Annotated in this window: 4 protein-coding genes; 1 reads left to right on the forward strand and 3 read right to left on the reverse strand. The window is 55.3% G+C overall.

Going from position 1 to position 3,026, the window contains the following annotated elements; all coding sequences use genetic code 11:
• On the reverse strand, positions 1-1,155 hold a 1,155-nt coding region (locus tag QNK41_RS08655), incomplete at its 3' end, for a peptidoglycan DD-metalloendopeptidase family protein (RefSeq protein WP_319255775.1).
• Positions 1,156-1,305: 150 nt separating this feature from the next.
• Here QNK41_RS08655 and QNK41_RS08660 point away from each other — a divergent pair.
• Positions 1,306-1,641, forward strand: coding sequence for a hypothetical protein (locus QNK41_RS08660; protein WP_319255777.1), 336 nt, complete (start codon positions 1,306-1,308; stop codon positions 1,639-1,641).
• 69 nt (positions 1,642-1,710) lie between these two features.
• Here QNK41_RS08660 and QNK41_RS08665 read toward each other — a convergent pair whose 3' ends face one another.
• Both QNK41_RS08665 and QNK41_RS08670 read right to left on the reverse strand, forming a co-directional pair.
• Complete coding sequence (locus QNK41_RS08665; RefSeq protein WP_319255780.1) at positions 1,711-2,481, reverse strand: general secretion pathway protein GspB; 771 nt, start codon at positions 2,479-2,481, stop codon at positions 1,711-1,713.
• Positions 2,482-2,504: 23 nt separating this feature from the next.
• A partial coding sequence (locus QNK41_RS08670; protein WP_319255782.1) for a peptidoglycan-binding domain-containing protein occupies positions 2,505-3,026 on the reverse strand: 522 nt, incomplete at its 5' end.

Raw genomic sequence — 3,026 nt, forward strand, 5'->3', positions numbered from 1 at the left:
CTTCAGCGGTTTGCCCCGACTTTTCTTGACCTTGTTGGGGTTGAGGGGTTTGCCCTTCACGCGGACTTCGTAGTGCACGTGCGGGCCGGTGGACACGCCGGTCGATCCCACCCGGGCGATGACCTGGCCCTGCTCGACCAGTTGTCCCCGCTTCTTCAGCAACCGGCTGCAATGCCCATAGTAGGTCTGATAGCCGTTGGTGTGCTTGACGATGATCAGCTTGCCGTAGCCACCCTTGCGCCCCGAAAAGGTGACCTTGCCGTTGGCCGTGGCCATGATGGGCGTTCCCGTAGGGGCACCGTAGTCGATGCCGGTATGCGGCTTGTAGCGTTTGGAAACCGGGTGGAACCGCCGGATGGAATAAGAGGATGTCATCCTGCCGAATTTCAACGGGGTTCGCAAAAACATCTTTTTCAGCGGCTGGCCGGTTTCGTCATAGTATCCGTCATACTGGCCATCGTTGAATAAAAATGCCGAAAAGGTTTTCTGCTTGCCCACGTAACGGGCGGCCAGGATGTCCCCGTACTTCACGAACTCACCGTCTTTGTAGCAGCGTTCATATACCACGGCGATCTGATCGCCTTTTCGCGGATAGAGATAAAAATCGATATCCCAGGCAAAGATTTCCGCCATCAGGCCGGCGACCTGCTGGGTTTCACCGCTGTCGGCCACCGCCTGGTAGAGTGAGGACTCGATGGTGAACACCTTGGCGACCACCTGCCGATCCAGTACGATTTTCCGCTTGAGAACGGTATAGTCGCCGTTGCCTTCCTTTATGGCTTCGTATTCGTCCAGGGGGCTGGTCTTGTAGACAAATTTCTGGATCAGGTTCTGGCCGTCGACGCTGACCTCATAGTAATCTTTCGGCCGGGAACAACGGAAGTCGAAAACCGGTTTGAAGGATCTGGAGAGAGAGAGGATCTCCGCCGGTGGAATATCATAGGCTGTCAGGGCATCGTATAGGGTGCGGTTGCGAATGAGCCCTTCGACCACACTGATATGTTCCGCCTGTGTCGCTTCTATTGCAAAGGTCTCATTAACATCAGCTTTTGCCTGGAGACCGGTAGCAGCGGCTGGCAGGGGAGAAAAAAGAAAAAGCACCCCCATCAGGATGACGAAATACCCCGCTGCAAGCATATTACATTTCCAACGCATATTGGACATTCCTTTCAAGCGTTCTGCTTTTCTCAGGATGGTTTCGGTCGGTTCTACGGATAACTTTAGATAGCATGACTGCCTTTTTAACAAAAGCATTTATGGTAATAAACCGTTTTTTCATGGATTTTATTGATTCAAGGAGACCTGATGACGTTTTTTTCACCGCTGAGGGGTAGTAAAAAGCAAGAAGGACGCGTTGCCTGGAGAGCCGGAGAGGGCGAGATCCGGAGGAATTCCCCTACCATGGCGAGCGTCCCGATGTCACGGCTGGCGGGCACTGACAGTGTCAATGAACATCCATTGCGCCGGGTCAACCCGCCTGATTACCCCGGCAACCCATCATGTGATTTTGGAAGATTGCCGGGCCTGATCCGGGAAGCCGTTCAGAAATCGGATGAAATTTTTGAACATAATGAAATCATAGTAATTTATTATTTTATTGCCGGTTTAATCCAATCTCATAGCAAACAGAGTTCCGGGTGACAGGATGCAAAGTGATCTGGCACCCTCCCAATTTAGGATGTAATTTTCTGGAGCTCGACAAGCCGGTTCCTAACGGATTTTAAATGCCTCATGCCACTGGTCGGATCCTTCGGCCAGCAGCACATCGTCCGGGTTGATTCGAACCACGACGATATTGTCCACGGATCCGCCTTCTTTGATGAGGCGGTTGTTGATGACCACAAACCGCGCGGTGGAGTCCGGTGCCCACACCAGGGCCTGCAGGTCAATACGCGGATCACTCTTGAAAAATTTGCCAGCATTCAGAGGTGCTGCTGCCGGCTGGCTGGCCACAGCTGTCTCCGCCGGGCGGGGAGCAGGATCTTGGACAGGGGCAATTACCGGATCGGATTTCGGGATGGCTCGGGGCAGGGGGCGTTTCCCGGGCTGAACTGGCGTGACCACGACCATGGGGTCGGGCACGTGAGCCTCTGAAGCGGGTGCATTTGCCGTGGCTTGACCAGGCGAAGCATCCATCGGGGTCTTGACGGGCGGCGCCTGCGCTGGGTCGGCTACCGGCAGGTTGGGCGGCGGCGCCTCGGCAACGGGCGGCGTGACACGGTGATCGGGCTTGGGTAACGGCAGTGGCGCTGCCGCTGAGATTGAATCCGGAGGAGGTGTCGTGTCCGGCTGCCGCACCTGCCAGAGTGTCACGCCGGCAACGCACACCACCCCAACGATACCCAGCAGCACCCACCACCGCAGGCTGCGTTTGCGGTAGGGTGATTGCATGGGAAGCGGGGCCGGCCATGGGGTACCCGCACTGCGATCAATAGCAGATTCCCGCTCTGCTTTTTTCAGTGCATCCAGAATGGAACTCAACGCTTCCGCTCCTCAAACCACCTTCATTGCTCCGGGTTGCCGCCAGCCAGACGGGGACCGTTCAGCAATGGATTTTCATTGTAAAGTGCGATTTTCGTCATGGGGCCCACCATCCCGTCAACAGCCAAACCGTTGCGGGCCTGAATCGTCTCGACGGCCAACCGCGTGGTGGTATCATAGGCGGCGGTCATCTCTTGGATTGGAAATCCCATGGCTTTCAGGTGCACCTTGAGGGATAAAATGACTTCTCCGGGTGACGATATCGGGATAACCCCCGTGTAGTTAAAATAGTTTTTCCAGAAGATATGGGCCACCCCATTCCACAGTCCCGCCAGCGATGCAGGCGCGACGGAAAAGGTCTCGTCACCGTCAGACAGCCGAAGTTCATCATCCGTAAGGCCCACCAAGGCCATAAACCGAACACCGCTGCCGTCCGGAGGGGCAAATTCCAATATAGCCGGCAGGTTCAACTTTTTTATCAGCCTTAGATTGCCCTTAATGCGAAAGACTTCCATATCGCTGTGCCGGGCGGAAAGACGAAAAAA

This window comes from Desulfosarcina sp. (assembly GCF_033791525.1).
Classification (GTDB): Bacteria; Desulfobacterota; Desulfobacteria; order Desulfobacterales; family Desulfosarcinaceae; genus Desulfosarcina.

What these genes read in the sequence shown, in the direction of transcription:
- QNK41_RS08660 (WP_319255777.1), top strand. Translation starts at nt 1,306, where the DNA reads ATGACGTTTTTTTCACCGCTGAGGGGTAGTAAAAAGCAAGAAGGACGC.